Here is a 26,626-nt window from a genome sequence, read left to right as displayed (position 1 = left end):
TCAATCTGTAAACTCGCTGACAGTTAAGGTACAATCACGACTTTGACATCAATTCTTTGCTGTTATTGTATAGTGTATCAGCAAATAATTAAATGGTTATGTTACTGGATTTATAGTTACTATGGAACACCTTAAATTAACAGCAGAGGTTCAACCTCATCAATTAGGTCAGCGTTTAGACCAAACTTTAGCAGAATTGTTTCCAGAATATTCACGTTCACGCATAAAAACTTGGATCGAAGCCGGATTAGTACAAGTTGATGGCAAAGTCGTTACCGTCCCAAGAGAAAAAGTATTTGGCACAGAACAAATTATTATGCAGGCGGAAATTGAAGAAGATACACGTTTCACGCCACAAGAAGTGCCTTTAGATATTATTTATGAAGATGATCATATTTTAGTGATCAATAAAAACAAAGATTTAGTTGTGCATCCTGGCGCTGGTAATCCAGATAATACTGTCTTAAATGGATTGTTATACCATTATCCGCCGATTGCCGAAGTGCCTCGTGCTGGTATTGTGCATCGTCTAGATAAAGATACAACTGGTTTAATGGTCGTCGCTAAAACAGTGGAAGCGCAAACCAAGCTAGTACGCGCCTTACAAAAACGTCAAATCACCCGCGAATATGAAGCTATTGCCAGCGGCATTATGACCAAAGGCGGAACTGTTGATCAACCAATGGCGCGCCACCCAACCAAACGCACGCATATGGCAGTTCATCCAATGGGAAAACCAGCAGTAACACACTACCGTATTATGGAACGTTTCCGTAATTACACTCGTTTACGCTTACGTCTGGAAACCGGACGTACTCACCAAATTCGTGTACATATGGCGCATATTGCCCACCCATTATTAGGTGATCAAACTTATGGCGGTCGTCCAAAACCACCAAAAGGTGCAAGCGAAGAACTATTAAGTGTATTACGCCAATTCCAACGCCAAGCGTTACACGCCATTATGTTACGTTTAGAACACCCAATTACTGGCGAATTAATGGAATGGTATGCGCCATTGCCAGATGATTTTGTTGAATTAGTCGAAGCCTTAAAAGCCGACTATGAATTACACAAAGATGAGTTAGATTATTAATGAAAGCACTTTATCCAAACTGGCAGGTTCCTAGTAATGTTCACGCATTAAGCACTTTACGCGCTGGCGGTCATAGCTGTGGTGTATTTGCCGGATTAAACTTAGGGGATCATGTTGGTGATGATCCCGCATTAGTACAACAAAATCGCCAACAACTAGTAGAACAATTTCACTTACCGCAAACGCCAATTTTCCTGACACAAGTGCATGGCACTGCGGTAAAACAAATTCATCGGCCGGACACCAATTTAACCGCTGATGCGTGTTATACCAATCAAGCCAATCACGTCTGTTTAATTATGACCGCTGACTGTCTGCCAGTCGTGTTTGCAACGGACAACGGCACAGAAGTTGCTGCGGCTCACGCTGGTTGGCGCGGCTTAGCTGCTGGTGTATTGGAAAACACGCTTGCGCAATTTAGCGCTGATCCAGCCACAATCAAAGTGTGGCTTGCCCCAGCAATTGGCGCACAGGCTTTTCAAGTTGGAGAAGATGTATTTACCGCTTTTTGCCAACAAGATCCTAACGCGCAACAAGCATTCAAACCCGATCCACAACATTCAGGTAAATATTTCGCTGACATTTATCAACTAGCGCGTTTACGCTTACAGCGCTGCGGTATTTTGCCGCAACATATTAGCGGCGGTGAATATTGTACTTATTCCGATCCTGAAAATTTTTACTCTTATCGTCGTGATGGGCAAACCGGCAGAATGGCAACATTAATTTGGTTCAGCGAAAAATAACACAACGGACAAGGCGGCATGATTTTTTATAGTAATTTTTTAGTTTCTTTGACACTGTTATTCATCTATTACGTTTTACAAACCACACTAATTAGAAAATGGATGGTGAATAAATTTGTTGATCCGCAATTATTCTCACAACCGGAACATCAACAATCATTCTCGCGTATGTGGCGTATGGGTTATCGTTATGACGCCAAAATTAGTGCGATTTTACTTGCTATTCCATTTATTATTGGCGCCATCTTACTCGCCTTTTCCTTAATCAAGACGCTACTTTTTGTTTTTAGCTGTTATCTTTTTATCGTTTCTTTGCTGTTTACTGGCGTTAATCTCGGTAATTACTTCTATTTTAAGACTTACAAAAGTTACTATAATATTTTTATGTTTGGGATTGTTGAAGATGATACCAAAGCGGTCTTAAACAATATTTATGAAGATTATCCAGTTATCAAACTCTCATTATTAACGCTCGTTGCCGCCCTGATTCCAACCTATATTTTTTACTATTTTCTGACAGCACAACCGCTGCCGTTGTTACCTTCTGCCATTATTTATGGCTATGCCATACTTGCATTGATCTACTTAGCCTATGCGGCGCGAGGTTATTTCTTCACGCACCCATTGGCAAAAATGCACGCACAAGTCGCTTCACTAAGTATCATTAACCAAATGGTGCCAAATGGCGTTATTGCGATGAAATGGGCGTTTGAAGATAGAAAACGCGATATCCAATTTAATCCAGTTAGTTGGCAAGATGGTGCAAACTTAATCAACCAAGTAAAACAACTTGTACCAACGACAACACCATTAGCAACGCCAGATAATGTAACCGAGTTCTTTACTGCGAAAACGGCGAAAAATAATTTCTTAGCTAATAATCCGCCACACGTCGTAATGGCATTAATGGAGAGTTTTGGTAATAACTTTTTACAGTTTGATGATCCGAAAACCAACGATCTATTAGGTAAGTTGCGCCCTTATTTAACGCAAGATTATTGCTTTCAACGCTTTAGTTCAGATTATAACGGCACCGCACCCTCATTGGCTTCGCTCTATTTTCATAGTCCAATCCAAAATATCAGCCAATCTATTGCTCAAGGTGTCAGCTTAAAACAAACGCCATTCTTTACCTATAAAGCGCAAGGTTATAAAACCATTTTTATTACTGCCGGCAATATTATGTGGCGCAATTTAGCTAATTATCTGCCATTACAAGGCGTTGATGAGCTTTACGATCAAAACAGCATTATCGATCGTTTTCCTGTGGCGAAAAGTTCGCTCTCTTACTGGGGCGTCGCTGATGAATATGCGTTTAAATTGGCGGAACAGTTATTACAACAAAGTAAACAGCCGTTATTTATTAATATTCTCACAATGACTAACCATCCGCCATTTAAGGCGCCTGATCATTATCAACCTTTGCCAGTTAATCCAGACGTATTAACAGGTAAAATTTTGGCGAAAGATCGACAAGAACAGCAAAATATTCTACAAGCCTTCCAATATGCGGCAAATGCCTTGGGCGAGTTTATTGACAATATTGCGCAAAGTTCTGTTGCCGATAGCACCATTATTGCCGCTTCGGGCGATCACCATATGCGTGCGATGGAGAATCATTTTCCAACCGATCTGTTTTTAGATAAAACCGTTCCTTTCTTTGTACATCTTCCAGACGCAATCAAACAACATTGTGCGGTTGATTTCCAACCTTACCGTTTAGGTTCGCATAAAGATATTATGCCAACACTATTTTCATTCAGTTTATCTGATTGTGAATATTGGCATCTTGGCGGGCGTAATCTGTTGTCAGCTAACGCTGAACAGAATTTTAATTTTGCCTTTAATGAAACTGTGGTTACTACACCAACAGCGATCTATGACATTCATACTGAAAATATTATTAAGTATGAATGGAATCTAACAACAGGGGAAACAACAGCTTTACAGCCAATATCCGCAGAAGAAAAAACACAGATCAATGCCTATAAACAATTACTTTATTGGCAAATTAATTATCAGATTTCTGGTATTGCAAACTAATTATCGTGTTTTTAAAATGGCTATAAGCAAGGAGTAACAACCATCATTGTTACTCCTTTTTTGAATTCTTAGGATTTCTCTTTTGCTTAGCAGGTTGAACCGGAATATTACGCAATAACTGTAATTTTTGTAGATCAATATTCCTGACTAAGTGTGGCAATTGCGTGGTGAGCTGCTGCATAAAAACTTGATAATTTAATTGCTTACGGTAAATCTGATCTAACTGAGATTCCCATTGTGCAGTCATATCTGGTTGCGTTGCAATATCAGGTAACGCTTGAACCAAAATACGTCCCGCTTCGGTACTATGAATATAACGCCCTTTTTTATATAAAAAACCTCGCTTAAAGAGTAATTCAATAATACCAGCACGAGTTGCTTCCGTTCCCAAACCATCGGTTTCACGCAAGATTTTCTTTAGCTCTTTATCCTGCACAAAACGTGCAATACCTGTCATCGCTGATAACAGAGTCGCATCAGTAAAATAACTCGGTGGTTGTGTTTTTTTACTGACTACTTCGCCATCAAGACAATACAGCACATCACCTTTTTTCACAGTGGGTAATGCTGCCGCTATTTTTTGTGGATCACTCTCTTCCTTGCCTTGCAAGCGCTTCCAACCAGCATTCGCCAGCCCTCGAGTTTGTGCAACAAACATTCCGCCTTCAATTGTTAAACCAATTTTTGTTTTATGATATTCCGCATCAGGATAAAACTGCATCAGATATTGACGAGCTATTAGCTGATAAATTTTTTGCTCTTGTGCATTTAAACGTAAATTTTGTTTTGCAGTGGGAATAATAGCGTGGTGAGCTTCCACTTGTTTATCATTCCAACAACGATTACGTTGTTCAGCATTAAATCCCTCCGCAAAGGTTTGATAATCTGAGCAATTCGCACTGATTGCAGCAAAAATTGCTTGCCGTTCGCTAAAATGTTCTTCGGGTAAATAACGACAATCTGAACGTGGATAAGTAATCGCTTTATGCGTTTCATACAAACGTTGGCAAGTATCTAACACTTCTTGTGCTGACATCCCATACATTTTCGCAGCATCAATTTGTAATGCCGATAGAGAATAGGGTAACGGAGTAGTTTCTGTTTCAATTTTATTTTGGTATTCATTGACTAACGCAGGCTTCTGTTGAATCCGTTTCACTACGTGTTCTGCCAATGATTTCACTAACACTCTGCCTTCTTCATCTTGATAAGGCTCGCACGCTTCACTCGGTTTCCATTGTGCTTTAAAAGGATAACCTTGAATTTGCGGCTGTTGTGTTACCGTTTCCGCAGAAAAATAGATATTTGCTTGCACCTCAAAAAAATCTTTCGGTACAAAATTTTCAATTTCTAAATCACGACGCACGATCAAGCCTAATACTGGCGTTTGTACCCGTCCAACAGATAATACGCCTTTATAGCCCACTTGTTGCCCTCGAATGGTATAGGCTCGTGTCATATTGATACCATATAACCAATCTGCCCTAGTACGAGCTAATGCAGAAATCGTCAGAGAACGAAAATCTTGATTTGTCTGTAACTTATTAACTGCTTTTGTTACTGCTGCCGGATTCAGATCGTTAATCAAACAACGCAGAATAGCATCAATCTTTGTTTTCGGTAAATTAAGGTAGGCAAACAGTTCATCAATTAATAATTGCCCCTCTCGGTCAGGGTCGCCTGTATGTACAATCACATCTGCTTGTTGTACCAAACGGCTAATGACTGATAATTGTTTTTCTGTCGCTTTTTTGGGTAAAAATTGCCATTTTTCAGGCACAATCGGTAGGTGCTCCAACCGCCATTGCTTAAAAGCTGGATTATAGCTATCTGGTTCAGCTAGTTCTAAAAGATGCCCAATACACCAAGTGACATAATCATTTTCGCCACAACGAATAAAGCCATCGTTTCGTTGATGCGGTTTTGGCAACACTTCCGCAACAGCTCTTGCTAAACTTGGTTTTTCGGCAATAAATAGACGCATAATTCAGATAATCAGATAAAAAAGATGGCTATTCCATCATAGGAATAGCCATCTATCAGCGATAAATTATTTAGGCAAATGGATCTTGTAAGATCATAGTTTGTACACGATCCGGACCAGTTGAAAGAATTGCTACTGGTACACCAGTGACTTCTTCAATACGTTTAATATATTTACGTGCATTTTCTGGTAATTGAGCAAGATCAGTAACACCAAAGGTATTTTCTGACCAACCCGGTAGAGTTTCATAGATTGGTTCTACTCCTTCCCATTTTTCTGCTGCTAATGGTGCATATTCGATGATTTCACCATTTGGCATTTTGTATGCCACACAAATTTTGATCTCTTTGAAACCATCTAAAACATCCAATTTCGTCATACAGAAACCAGAAATTGAGTTAAGTTGAATCGCACGACGTACTGCAACCGCATCAAACCAACCACAACGACGTGGACGACCAGTTACCGCACCAAACTCATTACCTTTACGAGCAATTTCTGCGCCAACATCGTCAAATAATTCAGTAGTGAATGGACCACCACCAACACGAGTACAGTAAGCTTTAATAATACCAAGTACATAATCAAGATTACGTGGACCGAAACCAGAACCTGTCGCTACACCACCTGCAGTAGTATTAGAACTGGTTACATAAGGATACGTACCATGGTCAATATCCAACATTGTACCTTGCGCACCTTCAAATAGGATATTATCGCCACGTGCTCTTGCTTGATGCAGAATCGTAGTAACATCTGCCACCATGGATTTGATCACATCTGCAACTGCAGTAATGTCAGCTAATGTTTTATCGTAATCAACAGGTTCTACTTTGTAATAATGCACTAATTGGAAATTATAATAATCAAGAATATTTTTTAGCTTCTCTGCAAACATTGGCATATTGAATAAGTCGCCAACACGTAAGCCACGACGAGCTACTTTATCTTCATACGCAGGACCAATACCACGACCTGTAGTACCGATCGCTTTCTTACCTAATGCAGCTTCACGCGCATGATCCATTGCTACGTGATAAGGTAAAATTAATGGACAAGCTTCAGAGATCAAAAGACGGCTGCGCACTTCAACGCCACGTGCTTCTAATTCACCCATTTCTTGCATTAACGCTGATGGTGATAACACTACACCGTTACCAATCATACAAGTAACATTATCACGCAAAATACCTGATGGAATAAGGCGTAATACGGTCTTTTCACCATTAATAATTAAAGTGTGACCTGCATTGTGTCCGCCTTGATAGCGAACTACATATTTCACACGATCAGTTAATAAGTCAACAATTTTACCTTTACCTTCATCGCCCCACTGAGCGCCAAGGACTGCTACACTTTTTCCCATAATTTTACCTTTAGGTTCTCTCTATTTAGTTTAAAAAAAGGTCATTCCAACGCGATACTTTACTACCGCTTATTTAAAACTACAAATCTAATCTATAGTTCCTTGATCATACATAAGAAAAGCCTCTATTCGAGGCTTTTACATTACTTTTGTTCTGTTGGACGCTGCATAAATTTGAAGAATTCGCTATCAGGTTTCACAATCATTAAGTTGTCAGATTGCGCAAAACTCTTCTCATAAGCTTTTAAGCTACGAATAAAATTATAGAATTCTGGCGCTTGTCCAAAACCGTCAGCATAAATTTTTGCCGCGACCGCATCACCTTCACCACGTAATTCTTGTGCTTTTTTATTCGCATTTGCCAAAATCACTGTCACTTTACGATCAACATCAGCTTGAATAAAAGCAGCTTTTTCGCGACCTTGTGAGCGGTGTTCACGCGCTACTGCATCACGTTCTGCACTCATACGTTGATAAATAGATAATGAAACTTCTTCTGGTAGATTGATTTGTTTAATACGTACATCAATCACTTCAATACCTAATTCTGCGGTACTGTCTGTTCCCGTATTTAATGCTTTTCTTGCATCTAACATTAATTCACCACGTGTACCAGATACAATATCTTTAATTGTTCTTGAACCAATCTCTGAACGGAGGCGATCGTTGACTTTACGTCTTAATAGGCTATCTGCACGCAAATAATCACCACCACCTGTTGAAGTAAAGAACTTACCAAAATCAGCAATACGCCATTTTACATAAGAATCAACTAATAAGTCTTTTTTCTCAACAGTAACAAAACGATCAGCTTGTCCATCTAAAGTTTGAATACGAGCATTTAAAATTTTAATTCCATCAATTACAGGAATTTTAAAATGTAATCCCGGATTATAAACAACAACTTTGTTATCTGCATCACGTTGCACCTTACCAAAACGCAACATAATACTTCTTGCACCTTCAGGCACAACAATAATACTGGTATATAAAATTATTGCGACGATAACAATAACTGGCATTAAAAACTTACGCATCATTAAAATCTCCCTTGACGATCAGCATCAATTGTTGGCTCTTTTACTTGAGTATTATTTGGCACTTTTGGCATATCTAATGTGTTCTTAGGTGCTTCATTACCATTGTTGCTGGTAGAGATTTCAGATGAAGTTGTTTTACCTTTCTTCATCAACTGTTCTAATGGTAAAACAGTTAAGTTATTACCGTTGTTATCCAATAAAACTTTCGGCGTTTTCGCCATTACTTTTTCCATTGATTCTAGATAAAGACGCTCTTTTAATAATTGTGGATTCGCCTTAAATTCAGGGATTAATTTAGTAAAACGTTCTGTTTCCCCTTTCGCATCTAGCACAATTTGTTCTTTATATGCCGTTGCTTGTTCAATAATTTGTTGAGCATTACCACGTGCAATTGGTTCACGTTCTCTCGCATAAGCTTCTGCTTCACGAATCAAACGTTGTTCATCTTCTTGCGCTTTAATTGCATCATCAAAGGCATCTTTAACTTCTTCTGGTGGGCGCGCAGATTGGAAGTTCACATCTAAAATTTCTAAACCCATATTGTAAGGTTTAATAATTTCATTTAAGGATTTCCACGTACGTTCACGCACAACCGAACGTCCTGTGGTTAAAATATCATCCATTGACATATGTCCAATCACATAACGTAAGGCACTGTCCGTTGCTTGGCTTAAACTATCTTGTGGATCAACAACATGGAATAAATAATTAGCAGGATCTTGAATACGGTATTGTACCGTCATTTCTACTGTCACCATATTTTCATCTTGTGTCAGCATAGAACCTTGCGTTTTTAACTCACTAATTCTTTCCACATTCACTGGTAAAACGGTATCAATAAAAGTTGGTTTCCAATTTAAACCTGGTTGCACAATTTTTTCTAATTTACCGAAACGCAATACCACGCCACGTTCCGCTTCCTTGATGGTGTAAAAACCACTGGCAATCCAAATGATCACTGCCGCAATCGCAGCAAAAATCACTAACTTTCCAAAACCTTTTGCTGAATTTGTCGTGTTGGCTGAACCTTTACTACCTTGTCCGCCGCCTTGGCTAAGTTTATTGAAAAACTTTGTCAATTCTTCTAATAAATCAGGTGGGTTGTCATTGTTTTGATTTTGATTGGGTTGTTGATTCTGTCCAGATGAATTGTTCTCTTTTCCATTTTTTCGATCCGAACTACCAGGCTTTGACCAAGGATCCTGTCCTGAATCATTCCACGACATATTTTTCTCCATTTAAAGGTAAAGATAATGAAATAATATTGATAAACAAATGTAATTTATCATACTTTTGCGCACTTCAGCATAAAAAAGCAAAAAAATGCCACAAAAATACAATTTTTCGACAAGCATTCAGTGTAAATAAACTTGCTTCATAAGTCTAACAGATTTCCTACAACAGATACCAACAATAAATAGGGTTGCGGCATTTTTATTTTCAGTCTTATAATGCCCATTCTGTTTTATCTGCATAGGCGTAATAGATGCTTCCGCTTTTTATTGCAATTGCAATCTGGGGGAGTTCTCTCCCCGTAGGCAAATTAGCTTACAATTCATTTGATCCCGTCATCTTAGTGCAATTTCGTTTCAGTATTGCAGCGCTAATTGTTTTGCCTACTTTTGTGCGCTTTTTTCGTAAAATTCCGCATCATTTATATAAAAGTCTAGCAATTCTTGCTTTTCTTAATTATCCGCTTGTCTTTTTATTGCAATTTATTGGTTTAAAATATACTTCCGCCTCTAGCGCAGTCACTATGTTAGGTTTACAACCATTAATTATGGTTTTTGTTGGTCATCTGTTTTTTAAAGAAAAAGCGAGCAAATTTGAATATATTCTCGGTTTATTAGCTTTTATTGGTATTGCTTTAGTAGTCAGCGATGATGATCCAAATAGCCAAATTGATGTGTGGGGTTGTTTTTTAATTTTAGCTTCTACGGTTACTTTTGCTTTCACCGTTCGTTGGGCACAAGAAGTTATGAAGGAGATCCCTCCACGTAGTTATACCGCAGTGACCATTATGTTTGGTATGATTTTTTGTATTCCATTTACGTTATTACTCAATCAACAATGGCATTTTTCACCTTCATTCATCGATACAATGGCATTGTTATATTTAGGAATTGCTTGTAGTTGGCTGGCACCAAAATTATGGAATAACGGATTACCTTATGTTTCTGCCAATATTTCAGGGGTTATTTCGGCGCTAGAACCGATTTTTGGTATTCTGTTCGCCATTCTGTTTTTACATGAACAAATTACTTGGAAGATTGGTATCGGAATAACATTAGTATTAGGTGTGACCTTTGTGTTTATCCTCTATTCCGTAAAAAAACAGCAACCAGCAACTTAATTTCAGTTTATTAACCTATCACTTTTCAACAAGGATTTAGAATGAAACGAGTACGACACCTTTTTATGCTGAGCTTAGTATTTCCATTTTCAGCAATGGCACATAATTTAACAGTTGGACAAGCGCCAATCGCTGTTAATAATGTCCAAAGTGGAGAAATCATCTTAAATGGTGATAAAGTGCAATATCAAGCCTGGAACAGTAATACATTGGCGGGCAAGGTACGTGTTGTACAACATATGGCTGGACGCATTTCTGTTAAATCAATGAATGATCCACTAATGGATAAAATTAAAGCCGCCCACTTTCCACACGACAAATATCAAACTACCACAATTGTCAATGTCGCTGATGCCACCTTAGGAATGAGTAGTATGGCGAAAAGTAAAACAGAAAAAGGGAAAAAAGAGTTTCCTTATACATCCGTTATCGTTGATGAAAATGGTAAAGTCAAAAATGCTTGGCAATTACAACCAGAAAATTCGTTAATTTTGGTATTAGATAAACAAGGCAAAGTGCAATTTGCTAAAGAAGGAAAACTGTCTGACGCAGAAAATAAACAAGTCGTTGATTTAGTTTCAAAATTAATTCAACAATAGCTATAAAAAAACGGAAAGGCATCTGCGCTTTCCGTTTTTAACTCTGATAAAAAAATTAAGCAACTACGCCAAATTTTTCTTTCATTAATGCTTCAAAATCAGTGCAACCGCCGATTGGTTTTTCATCAATGAAAATTTGTGGTACGGTTTCAACAGTTTTACCAACTGATTTAGAAAGATCTGCTTTAGAAATCCCTTCTGCAATGATATCTACATAACGATAATCAAAATCTTCAACGGTATTTTTTAATTTTTCCGCTAATTCTTTTGCTCTTGCACAATATGGGCAGCCAGGGCGACCAAAAATAACTGTATACATAATTGACTCCTTATTTATCAATGAAAACGTAGCTATTCTACTCAATCTCAATAATAGATGGAAAACTATTTTAAGCATTATAACGATTGGTATATTATATCAATCCGCAAAATGACATCCGCAAGTTATTACATTCATTCGAGGTATTTACTATGTCAACAGAAGCCTTAGAGATACTACATTCTCACCGCTCTATTCGTAAATTTTTAGATAAAGAAATCGATAACGAAACTCGCCAGCAGCTGCTGCAATCCGCAAGAATGGCATCCTCTTCTAATCACTTACAATGTGTATCTATTATTCGTGTTACCGATAAAGCAATGCGCCAACAGCTGATGCAATACTGCTCTAATCAAGAGTATGTCTATACTGCGCCTGAATTTTGGGTCTTTTGTGTTGATTTTGCGAAACACGCTGAAATTTGTCCGGAAGCACAATTAGACTGGGCAGAAGTATTACTGATTGGTGCCGTTGATACCGGTATTATGGCACAAAATGTATTAGCTAGCGCAGAATTATTAGGATTAGGCGGTGTTTACATCGGTTCTTTACGTAATGAAATGGAAAAAGTTGGTGAGTTACTCCAATTACCAAAACATACTTTGCCTATTGTCGGTATGTGCTTAGGTTATCCAAATCAAAATCCACCGCTAAAACCACGTTTACCTGCTGAACTAATGTTCTTTGAAAATCACTATCAACCCCTTGACCAGGATAAATTAGCGCAATTTGATCAAGTGACTGCCGATTATTATCAAGCTCGCAGCAATATTGATAATAATTGGAGTAAAAATGTTGCGAAGGCGCTTAATAAACCTGTGCGTCCTGCAGTATTAAGCTATTTACAAAAACAAGGCTTTGTGAAGAAATAACATGAGATTATTAATGTTATGTCGTGAACCACGCTTATACAGTTGCGTGCGTTTACAAGAAGCAGCGATTGAAAGCGGCCATCAAATTGATATTCTCGATCCTAACCGTTGTATTTTACAGTTAGTCTATCATTCGCAACCAAAACTCTATTACCAAGCGGCGAATGAACCTTTCTATCAAGAGCTACCACACTACGACGGCATTATTCCCCGTTTTGGTACTGCTAGTACTGAAATGGGCTGCCGAGTATTACGTTATTTTGAACAGCGTAATATTCCAATCCTCAATCAGGCAGATGCTTTTGCTTTAGCTCGTGACAAATGGCAAAGTTTGCAAGTATTGCATCAACACCATTTACCGGTACCTACTACCAGTTTTGGTGGTTGTGAAGTGAATGCGACTGCGATTGCCGATAATATCGGTGCACCAGCAATCCTCAAAACGCTTGCTGGTTCACAAGGTATTGGAGTGATGTTAATGCCTGAAAATAATAGCACGATCAGTGTATTAGAAACCTTGAAACACGCCAATATCCCTGTATTAGCACAACAATTTATTAGTGAAGCTAAAGGCGATGATTTACGTTGTTTTGTCATTGGTCAGCGTGTGGTTAGCGCAATGGAGCGACAAGGAAAGCTTGGTGAGTTTCGCGCTAATTTTCATCGTGGTGGTAGTGCAATCCCTGCAGAATTAACTAATGAAGAACGTGAATTAGCGATTAAAGCAACACAACTTATTGGTCTGGACGTTGCCGGTGTCGATATTATTCGTACTAAACAAGGCCCAATGATTCTCGAAGTCAATGCCAGCCCAGGTTTAGAGTTAATCGAAAAAATCAGCAAATTAGACATTGCCTTACAAATGATCGCCTACTTAGAACGCAAAATTGCCGATAAGCATACACACTTAGCAAATAATACTTAAAGGAATAGTTATGATGAATGATGCAGCAGCGCAGTTTTGGCTAGCTGTTACGAATGCTTTAGCAGAAAAAAATCCTGATAAAAAATGCCAATTAGTCAATCAACTTATGGCGACCGATTGGCAGTGGGATTTACTTAATCAAGAAGAAAATTACCCAATAGTGACACCACAAAATGAGCTTGTTGGCATTCCTGACAAGCCTGTTTTAGTTGCACCACAAGATGTACCAAAACGTTCATTCGTTACTCCGGAAGGATATGCTGCTACTTTGCACGCTATCGCCCATATCGAATTTAATGCGATTAATCTCGGTTTAGATGCTGCTTGGCGTTTTGGTTTAGCTGCCCAACAACAATTAGGTGAAGGAATTGCATTTGTTAAAGATTGGCTTCGTGTAGCACACGAAGAAACCTATCACTTTAGTCTAGTTAATCAACATCTACAAACGCTTGGCTATCAATATGGTGATTTTGAGGCACACACTGGTTTATGGGAAATGGCACAAGCCACTGCTCATGATATTTGGCAGCGAATGGCATTAGTTCCGCGTGTATTAGAGGCTCGCGGCTTAGATGCTACACCACCATTAAGAGAAAAAATGGCACAACGTAAAGATTTTCGTGCAGTGGAAATTCTTAACATTATTCTTAATGATGAAATTGGTCACGTTGCTATCGGTAACCATTGGTATCACGCACTCTCTGCCAAACGCAATCTTGATCCTCTAACCAGTTTCTCTGATCTATTACGCCAATACCGTATCGTAATCTTTAAAGGTGTGGTAAATACTGATGCACGCTTACAAGCAGGTTTCACGCAATTTGAACTTGATTGGATTAAAGAAATTGAGGATTCGTTAAAGGCGGAAAGACAGAAAGTAGCATTGAATCAACAGTAACAAACAAGGCGTAATTACTACTAATTACGCCTCAGACTGCTGACAAACCTCTAGACATACCTCTAGAGGTTTGATCTAATAGGCATATCGAAAAAAGGAAATGCCTATGCTCAAAAATACTGCCTCACCCCAATATGAAATCGAGATGATAAGTCTCGAACAACTCGTACCGAAAGACCACCTTGTCCGTAAAGTCGCTAAAGCTATCGATTTTGAATTCATTCGTGATGAAGTGGCGCATCTCTATTGCCATGACAACGGTCGCCCCGCAGTTGACCCAGTTCGTTTGTTCAAGATAATGTTACTCGGCTATCTTTTCGGTATTAAAAGCGAACGCCAGTTGGTGAAAGAGATTGAAGTCAACGTCGCTTACCGTTGGTTTTTGGGGATGAGCCTCACGGAAAAAGTGATAGATGCTAGTACCTTAAGCCAAAACCGTCTTCGCCGTTTTAATGGTACGGATGTATTTGAGCGTATTTTTACCCACATTGTTTGGCAAGCGATGGAAAAAGGCTTGGTGGGAGGTAAATATCTGTTTACTGACAGCACCCACTTGAAAGCCAGTGCCAATAAAAACAAAAAGCATAATGAAAAGCGAGCAGTTCGAGTGAGCCAATATATCGCTATGCTCAACGAAGATGTGGCAAAAGAGAGGGAAGCAAAAGGAAAAAAGCCGTTAAAGGCGAGTGAGAAAGCCGTCGAAGTCAAAGACACCAACGTGAGCAATACCGACCCTGAAAGTGGGTATATGCACCGAGATAACAAGCCCAAAGGCTTCTTCTATCTCGACCACCGCACAGTCGATGGTAAATACGGGATTATTGTAGATACCTTTGCGACGGCAGGGAATGTCAATGACAGCCAACCCTATATTGCTCGTCTTGATGCCACCACAGAACGCTTTCGGTTCAAGCCCAAAGCGGTCGGGCTTGATGCAGGCTATTTTACCGCCCCTGTTGCCGAGAGTCTTGCCCGACGAGGCATTATTGGTGTATTTGGCTATCGTCGTCCCACCAAAGGCAAGAACCGCTTACGAAAAAGTGCGTTCCGCTATGATGTCGAAACTGACAGCTACACTTGCCCCGCAGGGCAATCGCTCCGCTATAGCACCACCACCCGAGAAGGTTATCACACTTACAAATCCAACCCGACCTATTGCCAAACTTGCCCACTACGTTCACAGTGTACCCAAAACCAAAAAGCCGAACGCCTCATCACCAGGCATATTTACCAAGATGCTGTGGACAACGCCAATGCAGTGAGAATATCGAGGCAGGGCAGAAAACTCTATAAACGTCGAGCAGAAACCGTAGAGCGCAGCTTTGCGGATGCAAAACAACATCATGGACATCGCTATGCCCGTTATAGAGGGCTATCCAAAGTGCAAATGCAATGCTTCCTTGCGGCAATGGCACAAAATATCAAGAAAATTGCCCTGGTGGTATGGGCTATTTTGTCTTATTTATGGCGCCAATTTTGCTTGTTTGAGGCATGGGTAAAAAAATCAGCGAAAATGACCACTTGCCCAATTATCTGAAAGGAAAAGCAAGAGAAAAGCGACAAAGTAAAAAAACAAACCCACTTTTATCAAATGACTTTGGAAAGGTGGGTTTGTCAGCGGTCTGAGGCGTAATTACTACTAATTACGCCTTCTGTTATCTAAATTATTTTAGTTAATCGCAAAAGTTATCGCCTGCTCATCACCAAGCACAACATTTTGATTTTGTTTGTGTAATTGTACCTTTATATTTGGATTACTAAACACAATTGGTGAAATTAAGTCTTCATCACTGCGGATAGCTAATAGCGTTTTATCCACTTGCACCAAAACATCACCCTGTTTAACCTTCTGATACTTTTCCACTTTCATTTGAAAAGCTTCCGGCTTATTTGCTGAATTTAGTCCTAAATGAATTAATACCTCTAAGCCATCTTTACGACGAATAATAAAAGCGTGTCCAGTTGGAAAAGCGGCTATCACAACACCGTCAAAAGGACTAATCACCTGCTCACCAGTAAGTTTAATGGCAAATCCTTCACCTAGTTGTTTTTGCGAAAAATGTACATCTGGCACTTGTTCAAGTGATAACAATTCACCTGAAAACGGAACAATAAACTTTTCTGTCATAATGCTATCTCCTAACTTTGTTCTGCATAGGCAATTTGTTTTCTACGTAAATCTAACACGCGGCTCATTTCTGCACGAATACCATCTAATTTATAAAAATACATACAGCCAATTACACCGACACAAATTACTAATGGAATCCAAATAAAGCAGAGCTCAATACTAAATAGTGCTGATGCACTTTGTTCTGCATTTGGTTGATAACCACCAGCTTTTAAAATCCAACCAATTAAAGCGCCCGCGACACCCATACCAAATTTCACAAAGAAACCTTGCAAAGCAGCTATCATCCCAGAAATGCTACGATTCTTTTCATATTCAGAATAATCAATAACATCAGGTTGAATCGCAAAGGTTACGCCAAAAATACCGTACATTCCTAAACCAGTAATAGCTAAACTAAGCACCAACATCACCGGTGAATTACTGCCGACATAACAGAGAAGATCACCCACAATATAAACTAATGAAAAGATGATAATTAACTTTCTTTGCGGGAATAGTTTTTGCAATCTTGGCAAAATTAACAACACCGGTAATCCAGATAAAATGCCGAAGAAACCAACAAAAATTAACCAATCAGTGCGTTGCAAATTGTAAGTAAAGTAATAGATTACTGATGTGTTACGTACTACATACAAAGCAAAATAGAGGAAATTAACAAATACTAAAATCCAAGTTTGACTAGTAATGCCTTTAAAATCATCTAAGACACTATTATTCGTACGCACAACAGTTGATGGCACAACTTCTTTAGTTTGCGAAAAGGTAAATCCAAAAATAAACATTGCTAACACACCATAAAGTGTCATCGTAATAAAATAGCCCTGTTTATAATCCCCTTGCCCGAAAAATTCGACTAATGGTGAAGTAATTCCCATCACCACTGCTGTACCTAATAATGCACAAACCATACGACTTGACACTAAAACATTACGTTCATGAATATCTGAAGTTAATCTTGGCACAATAGTATTTAATGGAATATTTACAACGGTATAAGCTAAAGAGAGCATAATATAAGTCATATACGCCCAAGCGATCTTCCCAGCAGTACCAAAATCAGGCACATAAAACGTCAATGCAGTAAAGATCGCAAACGGAATTGCACCAATAATGAAATAAGGACGTCCTTGCCCCCATCGAGTATTAGTTCTATCTACAACTAATCCCATTAATACATCTGTCAGTGCATCTAATAAACGAGTGGACAAAAGCATTGTGCCCACTACGGCGGCTTCTATACCAAAAACATCTGTATAGAAAAACATTAAATAAGAGGCCATGGTTCCGAATACAAGATTACAGCCAAAATCTCCCATTCCATAACCGATACGTTTTAGCCAAACATTATTTTTCATACAAACTCCTTACGCTCTCTCGCTGTGAGTATTCATTACACAAAACTAGCTCTCCGCTTACTAAACAAGCGTGGATAGTTTCGCCATATCTGTTTTTAAGTTTTGATATATAGATTTATATAACTCGTAATATTGGTTATATATTTCATGTGCTTGCGGATTTGGCATCACCTTCTCATCGAAAACTTGCCATTTTTTTACATCAGAGAAAGTCAAAACACCTGTACCCACACCAGCTAAAATCACATCGCCTAAATTTGCTTCTGCATCATTTCGTGGACAAAGAACAGGATAGCCAGTCACATCGGCAAAAATTTGTCGCCATAATTTAGATTTAGTTGCGCCACCGGCAATAATGATATGTTCACCTTGATAGTCGCCAGTAGCTTCCATTGCTTGTCTAAACGAATAAGCCACTGCTTCCATAAAGGCTCTAAATAGATGAGCTTTGGTATGTGTTAAAGATAGGCCAACAATAGTACCTTTTGCATGAGAATCCCAAATTGGACTACGCTCTCCCATAAAATAAGGCAATACCAGCAAACCTTGGCTGCCAGCAGGAATATCTTTCGCTTGTTCATTCAACACATCATAAACATTACGTTGATGTGCTTTCGCAAACTCTTCTTCCCATTGACACAATGTCTCTTTAAACCATTTAATTATCGCGCCAGCGGTATTAGCGCCTGCAAAATAATAATTTAAGCGTTTTGCATCATATAAATATGGCCAAATGATAAGATCTTGATTTTGTGCTGGCTTTTCTGAAATCAGCGCACAACACATTGAAGTTCCAACCGTTGCAGAAAAAATATTCGGTTCAAAAATACCTAACCCAATACTTGCAGCACCACAGTCAATACCACCAGCGATCACTGGTAAATCAACCGGCAAACCTAATTCATCAGCGATCTCAGCTGTCAAATAACCAACAATATCGGTCGATTCCACAATTTTTTTCGGCATTTTATCTAGTGGAATACCAAGTTCTGCCATCATCTCTTCCGACCAGACACGCTGATTCATATCGAAAATTCCGCCAATATTACCGGCTGAAGAGTAATCAATAGCTATTTCATTTGTCAGCTTATAAATAACGTAGCTATTCGGTGGTAAAAACAGTGCTGTCTTTTCCCAATTCTCAGGTTCATTATTTTTCAACCATAACATTTTGGTATAGCCATAATAAGGATCGACGCCATTAAAGGTAATCCGTTGCAATTTAGCTAAATCAATATGTTGTTTTACCCATTCTGTTTCTTTATCTGCTCGGCGATCCATCCAGATCATACAAGGACGAACTTGTTGCATCTCCTTATCAAGTGGAATACCTGAACCACCATACAACCCACTGATGGCAATTCCCTTAATCTGGTTTACATCAATATTGGCTTTTTTAATCGTATTTTTAATTGAGTTTTTACTCGCTTCTAACCACACATCTGCCCACTGTTCCGCCCATAATGGTTTTGGTGTTAATACGCCATATTCTTGTAAATCTTGTGCAATTAAATTACCTGCCACATCCATTAAAATAGTTTTTGTGCCTGATGTGCCTATATCTGTACCTAATAAATACATCATTGTTGCTTTCTCCCTCAGTATTACTGTTATCCACTAGAAGCAAGTAAATGCGCCATCCACAATAAAATCTGCACCAGTGGTAAATGAACTAGTATCACCTGCAAGATAGACACAAATTGATTGCAATTCCTCAGGTTTGCCTAAACGATGCATTGGTGCCATTTCATTCCAAGTTTTAATTAGCGGTTGTAAATCTTTAGAATTGAGTGTTAATTCAGTACCGATATACCCCGGACTTAAACTATTCACTCGTACATTATGTTGTGCCCATTCAATGGCAAGTGATTTTGTTAATTGAATAACGCCGGCTTTTGATGCGTTATAAGCACATTGTGGTTGCGGTACATTCACAATATGTGCAGACATAGAAGCAGTATTGATAATTGAACCGCCAGTACCTTGTTCAATCATTAATTTACCTGCAGCTTGTGCAGTTAAGAACACACCGGTCAAATTCACATTGATCACTTTTGCCCATTGTTCATATGTCATTTCCTCTGCCGGAACATTTAAACAAATGCCTGCATTACAGAAAGCAATATCTAAGCGTCCAAATTCTTGTTTAATCACTTCAATTAAATGATTCACGCTAGCCGGATCTGTAACATCAGTTTTTACGGCAATCGATTTTACTTGTTCTGTTGTCGCTATTTCTGTAGCAGTTTTTTCCGCTTCAGCAATATCAAAATCTGCAATTACGACATTTGCTCCTGCTTGCGCAAATGCAGTAGCAACACTTTTACCAATTCCTCTTGCTCCGCCAGTAACAAATGCAGTTTTACCAGTTAATTTCATTTTTTCTAAAATAGACATAAGAAACTCCTTACTATGTTATATAAATCAACTTTATTAAAATAACTTTAAATAAGTGACTTTAAGTTAATGCTTTTATTTTCTTTTTGCAATTGACTTTGTTAAAATGACTTTAAAAAAGTAGGACTTTTTTATAGATTTGTGAGATAGCTCACAAGATGAATGAAATAAAACAGCGATAAAGTTGCAAAAGAGAGGAAAAAATGAGTAATGAGGATGTGCTAGATATCAAACAAAATAATTATCGCAATATTTACCAATTATTTTTTCAGCATGGCCCTCTTTCAAAGCCACAAATCGTAAAATTACTCGGCTTAAGCTTACCTACAGTAACGAATAACATTACGTTGTTGGAACAAGAAGGAAAAATCAAAGAAAACGGTTTATGCCAATCGCAAGGCGGACGCCCTGCTATCGCTTATCATTTAGTTGAAGATGCTTTTATCAGTATTGGTGTTGAAATCCAGCAACGCAAAATACGCTGTTTAGCGGTCAATTTACAAGGTAATACGATTACACATAGTTCTACAAAATTGGCTTATAAAGACAATTTGAATTACGTACAAAACTTATGCCAAATAGTGAATCAATTTATTGAACAGCTGCATTATCAAAAATCACAAATTCTAGGCATTGGTTTTTCGATCCAAGGGATTACTGATAAACAAGGCCATGCTATTATTTATGGTAAGTTGCTCTCTTGTGATGCATTAAATCTCGACAATATCCAACCTTATTTCTCTTATCCACTTAAATTGTTGCATGATGTTAAATGTGCTGCGCTTGCTGAATTGCACTCATCAAAAAAAATTGATAACGCTATTTATGTGTCTATCAGTGAACATCTTGGTGGTGCGATTATTTTGAATAATCAAATCGATCTAGGTAAACAAGGCTATTCTGGCGCATTAGAACATTTACAAATTCATCCAAATGGCCATCAATGCTATTGTGGACAAACAGGTTGCTTAGAAACTTACTGCTCACTTTCCGCATTGTTATTACCTGATGAAACCATTCAACAATTTTTCGACTTACTCAGAAAACAAGATCCACAGGTATTACAACGTTGGGAAACTTTTTTGCAGAATCTCGCCTTAGGGCTAAATGCTGTTTATTTACTTTTAGAACGAGATATTATTTTAGGTGGTGAAATTGCTCTCTACTTAGAGCAACAAGATTTGTCACTTTTGCAACAAAAAATTAGACAAAAAGCGACTTTTCCAATTGAAGGAGATTTCATTCGTATCGCCTCACAACGGCAATATCCTAGTGCAGTAGGGGCTGCATTGCCATTTATTATTGATTTTTTAAATAATTAATTTTCCTTAGCCATACCTAGAAATCGAACGATTTCTAGGTATTTTTGACTTCCGTTCTCCTACGCTCCATTCGGATTTCGATCAAAATATGATCGATATCAATTTTTTGTTATTTTTTGTGATCTTCATCACACTTTTCACTATAATTCTTCTCGTTTTGTTAAAAAAATAAACTAAGGAGTAATTTAATGTGCAGCGCAAAAGTCGCACCCACATCACCTTCAACACCAAATGGTGTTGAAGTAAAACTAGGATTTCAACTCAAAGGCTTAATTATTGCCATTGTTGTTGGGTTAATTATTTGGCTAATACCAACCCCTGAAGGTTTAAGTAATCGTGCTTGGGGAATGTTAGCGTTGTTTGTAGCCACCATTGTTGCCATTATTGCTAAAGCAATGTCAATGGGTGCAGCAACATTGATTGCATTGGTCATCAGTGGTCTAACTGGACTTACCCCAATTAAAGCCAGCAATGCCGATGTTGGTATGTTATCTGGTTTCTCTAATGCGACTATCTGGCTGATTGGGATTGCGATGTTTCTCTCTCGTGCCGTAATTAAAACAGGATTAGGTAATCGTATCGCACTATTCTTCGTATCACGTTTTGGTCATCGTATAATGGGCGTTGCTTATGCAATCGCGTTAGCTGATACCATTATTGCGCCGGGAATTCCATCTGCTTCTGCTCGTGGTGGCGGTATTATGTACCCAATCATGCAATCTATTGCAGATGCTTACGACTCTAAACCTGGTCCAACTGCTCGTCGTGCAGGTGCATTCTTGGCGATCGTAGTATCACAAATTGATACTATTGTGTGTACTATGTTCTTAACTGCTATGGCTGGTAACCCATTAGTTGCAGAATTAGCAGCAAGTCAAGGAGTAACTATTTCCTGAACTACTTGGTTCTTAGGCGCTATCGTACCGGGTATTGTTAGCCTTATTGTTTTACCTTATTTAGTCTATTTGGTTTATCCGCCAGAACTAAAACATACGCCAAAAATGGCAGAAATGGCGCGCGAAGAATTACAACGTATGGGACCAATGAGTAAAGCAGAATGGATTTTAGCGTTAGACTTCATCTTATTGTTATTACTTTGGACAGTCGGTGATCTCGCTTTTGGTATCAATGCCACAACCTCTGCTTTTATCGGTTTAGTGATCCTCTTAGCCTCTAATATTGTGACTTGGAAAAATATTGTGTCAGAAACAACTGTTTGGGACACAATGTTCTGGTTTGCGGTATTAGTAATGATGGCGAATGCGTTAAACAAATATGGTGCTATCTCTTGGATTTCTGGCCATATCTCATCATCAATCGGTACTTTCAGCTGGCCAATTGCCTTTAGCATTTTAGTTCTTGTTTATTTCTATACACGTTACTTCTTCGCTTCCGCAATGGCGCATATTTCTGCAATGTATTTAGCATTCTTAGCTGCCGCAATTGCTGTTGGTACACCACCAATGATTGCCGCTATTGGATTAGGTTACACTTCAACTTTATCAATGAGTTTAACTCAATACGCTGGCGGTCCCGGCCCTGCATTATTTGGTTCCGGATATAACACCACAGGTCAATGGTGGGGTGTAAGTTTCATCATCTCAATTGCATCATTGATTATCTGGTTTGTTGTCGGTGGTTTATGGATGAAACTACTTGGTTGGTGGTAAATAAATTACACTGACACATTAATAGATAAACCTCAAAGGCCTTCCTTTGAGGTTTATATTTTTATTTGATTCGCTGAATCTTTGCAGTTTTGCCACTACTATAAATAAAGTAGAGAGCAATACCTAAGCAAATAATCGCAATAAATCGATTCATCGAGAAAGGTATCGCTTCATTATAAAACCAACCAAAATTATCAATTAGCATACTCATTAATAACTGGCCAAAAATTACTGCTACAGTCGCTACGCCAGTACCAATACGTTGTACCGCAATTACCATAATAACAATATACGGTACACCTAATAGAGCTCCCATCAATTGCCATTTTGGTACATCAAGCAGTGTTATTTGCTGAGGCTTTTCAAAAAAGAAAATTAATAATGCAGTCAGCAATGCACCAATCGAAAATGTTAAAAATGCACTCTTAAAAACACCAACTTTTGCTCCTAGCTGCCCATTGATTGCTGACTGGATACTCAATAAAGCGCCACCAATAATAGAAAAAATTACCATTAAAATAATCATATATATTCTCTCGCGACAAAAATTAATGCGACTATAATAAAACCTAATGCAATCACTCTTTCTTTATTAATCACTCGTTGTTCAGTTCCAAATAGCCCATAATGATCGATAAGCAAACTCTTAGATACTTGTCCTGCAAGAATTCCTATCATCGTCATCGCAATTCCAATTACTGGTGTCGCCACAGTTAGAATTACTACATACCCTACCCCCAATAAACCGCCGATTAATTGCCATCCTGGTTGTTTAAAAATTGAAGGAGATTTTCTTGGGGAAAACCATAACATTAATAAAAAAGTTAATGCTGCACCAACCCCAAAAATACTAAATGTTGCCCATAAATGGCCAACTTGGTGCCCTAACGGCCCTAATAGTCCAGCTTCTACTGATAATCCAGCTCCGCCTATAACTACAAATAGAATTAATAAAATTTGCATTATTTTCTCCTATTAAAAATTGAGAGCGGATTATAATAATTTTATAATTTGCAAAAAATAATATAATCAACAAAAGACTATTGCTAAAAAAGATCAAATGAATAATTTACCCACTATCGATTTTCGTACCTTGTATTTTTTTATTCGTGTTTGTGAAGTACAAAGTTTCTCTGAAGTTGCTCGTCAAGAAAATGTAGCTACTTCGGTTGTTTCCCGTTCAATACAGCAATTAGAAGATCAATTAGGACAGCAACTCTTTTATCGAAATACTCGCGCCGTTACCGCGACAGATACAGGTTTAATCTTTGCAGATGATGTAAAAATGATGCTGGAACAATTTACTTCAGCACAAAACAAACTACATGAAAGGCAACAAGAACCAATAGGCATTATCCGTTTAAATACGCCTGTTGTATTTGGCAGACGGCATATTGCACCGCACTTACCTGCTTTAGCTGATAAATATCCTAAGTTACAGGTTATCCTAACTTTAACCGATGATTATATTGATCTGCATACCGATCCTACCGATATTATTTTTCGTATTGGCTTGCTAAATGATAGTAGATTACACGCTCATATTATTGCGACACAAAAACACTATATTGTTGCTGCTCCACAATATTTAGAAAAATTTGGTATTCCAACAACTCCAGAAGATTTAATGCAGCATCGTTGCATCATATATAAAAGCAATTTAGGTATGAATCGTTGGTTAATTAAACAACAGAATAAATGGCAACAATATAATGTTCCCGCCATATTGACCACTAATAATGGTGAAACTGTATATACAGCTTGTACTGAAGGACTCGGTTTGTGTTTATTACCAGATTGGTCTGTTTACGAAGGTCTTAAAAAAGGAGAGATTGTTCGAGTTCTCGCTGATTTTGAAACGGCGATCCATACAGAACCTCGCACTATTGCAATGCTATACCCAGATACAAAACATCATTCTCTTAATATACGTACCGTTTTAAATTACTTTCGTCATACTTTTGAGAATATTTATTGGCAAATCTAATAAACAAAGATCTAGTTTTGCTAGATCTTTGTTCCATTTATGCCTTTAACCAAAAAACATCATCACCAAACTTACACAAATAATACTAAGAATCGGCCCTAACACACCAATCACAATACCGCCCAAACGGAACTCAGATTGACGAATTAAGCCTGTACTAAACGCAATAGCATTCGGTGGTGTTGATACTGGTAGGAATAACGCACAAGAGGCGCTTAATCCAATAACTAGTGGCAAAATTGCTGGCGACACATCGCCGGAAAAGACCTTAAGCAAAGATAGCCCAACCGGAATAAGAATGGTCGTTGCTGCCGTATTACTCATAAAGTTGGATAAAATAACCGTAATAAAAGCAAACAAAATCAGTAGCTGCATAAAACTAATATGAACATGACTTAATTGATTAACAAAATGGCTCGCAATCTGTTGCTCTTCAATTGCCAATCCTAACGCTAAACCACCAGCAACTAACATCAAAGTGTCCCAAGGCAATTTACGTACATCATCAGAATCAATCACGCCTAACATAGTTAAACCTACGATTGGAATTCCTGACGCTGCCGCAATAGGAATACCGAACAATTTTGCTGTTAGCCAGAAAAATAAAGTAACCGTCAAAATCACCAATACAATCCATTTTTGCGTACGATGTTCTTGTTCAAGTTGAGGATCGACTTCTGTACCAGCATTTTTTAAGAAATCAAATTCAAGATGCTCATCAGAATTAATCCGATAACGCTTTAACAATACTCGCCAGAAGATAAAAATCAAAATAGCGGCAACTGGTGTTCCCATTAACATCCATTCTAAAAACGAAATATGGTAACCAATATTTTCTAATGCCCCAACAGCAATCGCATTCGGTGCAGAACCGATAATTGTTGCCATACCGCCAATAGAAGCAGCTGCTGGAATACCTAACAATAATGCACGTGAGAAATTCGCTTTTTTATCTAAAGTAACAAAGAGAGGGCTGACTGTTGCAATCATCATTGCCGTAGTCGCCGTATTACTCATCAACATTGACATCACCGCAGTAAGCACCATCAAGCCGAGTAAAATATTTTGTGGGTTTTGACCAAATTTAGGCAGCATTCTTTTCAATAACAAAATGTCTAATTCTGTTTTCTTCATTGCTTCAGCAAGGAAAAAACCGCCTAAAAACAACCAAATAACACTATCAGACCACGTCTGCAAATATTGCATCGCATTTTCTGCATCACTACGCCCCATAATTAATACTAGAAAACCAATGATCAATATACCTACTGAAAAAGGTGGGATGGCTTCGGTAACCCATAATGAAATGGAGAAAAAAATGAGGAACAAGACGTAATTTTGTGTATCGGTAAAAGCTGGATCGCTCAACAGATCTTTCATTATCCAACCAAAGGCTAATGAAAATAGGAATAAAGCAATTTTACTATGGCGCGCTTCCGCTATTGGATGCTTCACAAGCTTTTTCAACGACGTATAAATAGAATCAGACATAAACACCCTCTTTTCATCTATCAACAACC

Annotated in this window: 23 protein-coding genes and 1 pseudogene; 12 read left to right on the top strand and 12 right to left on the bottom strand. The window is 38.3% G+C overall.

The window, feature by feature from the left end; all coding sequences use genetic code 11:
- Positions 1 to 121 precede the first annotated feature (121 nt).
- The 3 genes from rluD to NYR30_RS02790 all read left to right on the top strand — a co-directional run bounded on the left by rluD (position 122) and on the right by NYR30_RS02790 (position 3,885).
- On the top strand, positions 122 to 1,096 hold the full coding sequence (gene rluD / locus NYR30_RS02800; RefSeq protein WP_066111635.1) for a 23S rRNA pseudouridine(1911/1915/1917) synthase RluD: 975 nt from the start codon (positions 122 to 124) through the stop codon (positions 1,094 to 1,096).
- Positions 1,096 to 1,842, top strand: coding sequence for a peptidoglycan editing factor PgeF (gene pgeF, locus NYR30_RS02795; protein ID WP_066111633.1), 747 nt, complete (start codon positions 1,096 to 1,098; stop codon positions 1,840 to 1,842). The genes rluD and pgeF overlap by 1 nt, the downstream gene beginning before the upstream one ends.
- A 102-nt stretch (positions 1,843 to 1,944) precedes the next feature.
- Positions 1,945 to 3,885 carry an LTA synthase family protein gene (locus NYR30_RS02790; protein WP_231923833.1) on the top strand — a complete coding sequence of 647 codons (1,941 nt, stop codon included), beginning with the start codon at positions 1,945 to 1,947 and terminating at the stop codon, positions 3,883 to 3,885.
- 49 nt (positions 3,886 to 3,934) lie between these two features.
- Here the strand turns inward: NYR30_RS02790 and NYR30_RS02785 are convergent, their stop codons facing one another.
- The 4 genes from NYR30_RS02785 to hflK all read right to left on the bottom strand — a co-directional run bounded on the left by NYR30_RS02785 (position 3,935) and on the right by hflK (position 9,501).
- On the bottom strand, positions 3,935 to 5,869 hold the full coding sequence (locus tag NYR30_RS02785; protein ID WP_302501820.1) for a DNA topoisomerase III: 1,935 nt from the start codon (positions 5,867 to 5,869) through the stop codon (positions 3,935 to 3,937).
- Between the two features lie 70 nt (positions 5,870 to 5,939).
- Positions 5,940 to 7,235 (bottom strand): adenylosuccinate synthase, encoded by a 1,296-nt coding sequence (gene purA, locus NYR30_RS02780; RefSeq protein ID WP_302501819.1) that lies wholly within the window; start codon positions 7,233 to 7,235, stop codon positions 5,940 to 5,942.
- Positions 7,236 to 7,378: 143 nt separating this feature from the next.
- Positions 7,379 to 8,272, bottom strand: coding sequence for a protease modulator HflC (hflC, locus tag NYR30_RS02775; protein ID WP_302502435.1), 894 nt, complete (start codon positions 8,270 to 8,272; stop codon positions 7,379 to 7,381).
- A gap of 2 nt (positions 8,273 to 8,274) precedes the next feature.
- Complete coding sequence (gene hflK, locus NYR30_RS02770) at positions 8,275 to 9,501, bottom strand: FtsH protease activity modulator HflK (protein WP_302501818.1); 1,227 nt, start codon at positions 9,499 to 9,501, stop codon at positions 8,275 to 8,277.
- Positions 9,502 to 9,761: 260 nt separating this feature from the next.
- Here hflK and NYR30_RS02765 point away from each other — a divergent pair, with 260 nt between their 5' ends.
- Positions 9,762 to 10,628: a DMT family transporter gene (locus NYR30_RS02765; RefSeq protein ID WP_066111625.1), complete on the top strand. Its 867-nt coding sequence runs from the start codon at positions 9,762 to 9,764 to the stop codon at positions 10,626 to 10,628.
- 41 nt (positions 10,629 to 10,669) lie between these two features.
- Entirely contained in the window at positions 10,670 to 11,227 is a 558-nt protein-coding gene (locus NYR30_RS02760; protein WP_066111623.1) for a YtfJ family protein, read from the top strand.
- Positions 11,228 to 11,282: 55 nt separating this feature from the next.
- Here NYR30_RS02760 and NYR30_RS02755 read toward each other — a convergent pair whose 3' ends face one another.
- Complete coding sequence (locus NYR30_RS02755; protein WP_065237022.1) at positions 11,283 to 11,546, bottom strand: GrxA family glutaredoxin; 264 nt, start codon at positions 11,544 to 11,546, stop codon at positions 11,283 to 11,285.
- A 152-nt stretch (positions 11,547 to 11,698) separates the two neighbouring features.
- Between NYR30_RS02755 and nfsA the strand changes: the two genes are divergently transcribed.
- From nfsA to NYR30_RS02735, 4 genes are all read left to right on the top strand, one after another.
- Positions 11,699 to 12,418, top strand: coding sequence for an oxygen-insensitive NADPH nitroreductase (nfsA, locus tag NYR30_RS02750; protein WP_302501816.1), 720 nt, complete (start codon positions 11,699 to 11,701; stop codon positions 12,416 to 12,418).
- A 1-nt stretch (position 12,419) separates the two neighbouring features.
- Complete coding sequence (locus tag NYR30_RS02745; protein WP_066421634.1) at positions 12,420 to 13,343, top strand: RimK family alpha-L-glutamate ligase; 924 nt, start codon at positions 12,420 to 12,422, stop codon at positions 13,341 to 13,343.
- A gap of 13 nt (positions 13,344 to 13,356) precedes the next feature.
- A complete protein-coding gene (locus tag NYR30_RS02740; protein ID WP_156551094.1) occupies positions 13,357 to 14,241 on the top strand; it encodes a ferritin-like domain-containing protein in 885 nt (294 codons plus the stop codon).
- Positions 14,242 to 14,347: 106 nt separating this feature from the next.
- The gene (locus NYR30_RS02735; RefSeq protein WP_302500362.1) at positions 14,348 to 15,778 is read left to right on the top strand and encodes an IS1182 family transposase; all 1,431 of its coding nucleotides are present in this window, start codon (positions 14,348 to 14,350) and stop codon (positions 15,776 to 15,778) included.
- Positions 15,779 to 15,910: 132 nt separating this feature from the next.
- Here NYR30_RS02735 and NYR30_RS02730 read toward each other — a convergent pair whose 3' ends face one another.
- From NYR30_RS02730 to NYR30_RS02715, 4 genes are read right to left on the bottom strand one after another with little or no spacing between them, the layout of a single operon-like run.
- Positions 15,911 to 16,369, bottom strand: coding sequence for a PTS sugar transporter subunit IIA (locus NYR30_RS02730; protein WP_066104966.1), 459 nt, complete (start codon positions 16,367 to 16,369; stop codon positions 15,911 to 15,913).
- Positions 16,370 to 16,380: 11 nt separating this feature from the next.
- A complete protein-coding gene (locus NYR30_RS02725) occupies positions 16,381 to 17,730 on the bottom strand; it encodes a glycoside-pentoside-hexuronide (GPH):cation symporter (RefSeq protein WP_066421631.1) in 1,350 nt (449 codons plus the stop codon).
- Positions 17,731 to 17,790: 60 nt separating this feature from the next.
- Positions 17,791 to 19,314: an FGGY-family carbohydrate kinase gene (locus NYR30_RS02720; RefSeq protein WP_066421630.1), complete on the bottom strand. Its 1,524-nt coding sequence runs from the start codon at positions 19,312 to 19,314 to the stop codon at positions 17,791 to 17,793.
- A gap of 33 nt (positions 19,315 to 19,347) precedes the next feature.
- A complete protein-coding gene (locus NYR30_RS02715) occupies positions 19,348 to 20,127 on the bottom strand; it encodes an SDR family oxidoreductase (protein ID WP_066421629.1) in 780 nt (259 codons plus the stop codon).
- A 203-nt stretch (positions 20,128 to 20,330) separates the two neighbouring features.
- Between NYR30_RS02715 and NYR30_RS02710 the strand changes: the two genes are divergently transcribed.
- Positions 20,331 to 21,449: an ROK family transcriptional regulator gene (locus NYR30_RS02710; RefSeq protein WP_066104954.1), complete on the top strand. Its 1,119-nt coding sequence runs from the start codon at positions 20,331 to 20,333 to the stop codon at positions 21,447 to 21,449.
- A gap of 188 nt (positions 21,450 to 21,637) precedes the next feature.
- Positions 21,638 to 23,119, top strand: a pseudogene (locus NYR30_RS02705) (DASS family sodium-coupled anion symporter).
- A gap of 61 nt (positions 23,120 to 23,180) precedes the next feature.
- Here NYR30_RS02705 and NYR30_RS02700 read toward each other — a convergent pair.
- Together NYR30_RS02700 and NYR30_RS02695 are read right to left on the bottom strand one after the other, a co-directional pair.
- A complete protein-coding gene (locus NYR30_RS02700) occupies positions 23,181 to 23,645 on the bottom strand; it encodes a DMT family transporter (RefSeq protein WP_066111604.1) in 465 nt (154 codons plus the stop codon).
- The gene (locus NYR30_RS02695) at positions 23,642 to 24,082 is read right to left on the bottom strand and encodes a DMT family transporter (RefSeq protein WP_302501812.1); all 441 of its coding nucleotides are present in this window, start codon (positions 24,080 to 24,082) and stop codon (positions 23,642 to 23,644) included. Before NYR30_RS02695 ends, NYR30_RS02700 begins: the two co-directional genes overlap by 4 nt.
- Positions 24,083 to 24,179: 97 nt before the next feature.
- Between NYR30_RS02695 and NYR30_RS02690 the strand changes: the two genes are divergently transcribed.
- Positions 24,180 to 25,106, top strand: a complete 927-nt coding sequence (locus NYR30_RS02690; protein WP_302501811.1) for a LysR family transcriptional regulator — start codon at positions 24,180 to 24,182, stop codon at positions 25,104 to 25,106.
- 45 nt (positions 25,107 to 25,151) lie between these two features.
- Here the strand turns inward: NYR30_RS02690 and NYR30_RS02685 are convergent, their stop codons facing one another.
- Positions 25,152 to 26,597, bottom strand: a complete 1,446-nt coding sequence (locus NYR30_RS02685) for an SLC13 family permease (RefSeq protein WP_231923832.1) — start codon at positions 26,595 to 26,597, stop codon at positions 25,152 to 25,154.
- Positions 26,598 to 26,626 lie beyond the last annotated feature (29 nt).

This window comes from Gallibacterium salpingitidis (genome assembly GCF_030517105.1).
GTDB classification, from domain to species: Bacteria; Pseudomonadota; Gammaproteobacteria; order Enterobacterales; family Pasteurellaceae; genus Gallibacterium; species Gallibacterium salpingitidis.
The sequence above is the reverse complement of the archived record's forward strand: the minus strand, read 5'-3'. Positions and strand labels throughout refer to the sequence as shown.